Source organism: Pseudonocardia nigra, from assembly GCF_019396355.1.
Classification (GTDB): Bacteria; Actinomycetota; Actinomycetes; order Mycobacteriales; family Pseudonocardiaceae; genus Pseudonocardia; species Pseudonocardia nigra.
Genome location: NZ_JAHKRK010000599.1, coordinates 1 through 511 on the forward strand (window position 1 = coordinate 1; position 511 = coordinate 511).

1 protein-coding gene is annotated in these 511 nt (G+C 71.8%); it reads right to left on the reverse strand.

From position 1 onward, the window contains the following. Positions 1-470: DUF6444 domain-containing protein (locus KME75_RS42380; RefSeq protein WP_246633870.1), on the reverse strand; the 470-nt coding region annotated here is incomplete at its 3' end. Positions 471-511: the final 41 nt, after the last annotated feature.

Sequence of the window (511 nt, forward strand, 5' to 3'; positions counted from 1 at the left end):
TAGAGGATGATCGCGGCGATCCGCGGTCCGTACTGGGTCGGCGCGCTCACGCCCTCCGGCGCCGAGCCGCACGTCGTGATCCCGCAGGCGCAGCGCCGCGCGACGAGCTGGTGCTCGCTCACCCGCACCGTCATCGGCGGCAGATCGAACACCTGCCGCCGCTCCACACCCACCTCCGGCGCATCCACCAGGTTCGCGCCGCAGCCAGTGCACGGGCCAGGCTCGTGCCGGCGCCGCTCATCGGGGTCAGCGACCAGCGCCAACGTCGACCCCGGATGACCAGGCTGACCGCCCGGCTTCTTGCCGCTCTTGCGCCGCAACGAGCGCGGCGCCGGCTTGACGAACGGCGAGTCCGACGACGGCGGCTTCGATGAGTTCCGCGAGTTCATCCCCAGGCGACGCTTCAACTCCGCCACCTCGCCCCGCAGCTGCGCGATCACCTCATCCCGCGCCGCCACCTCGGCCGCCAACCGCTGCACCAGGGAGGCAAGCTCGTCATAAGACGGACGCC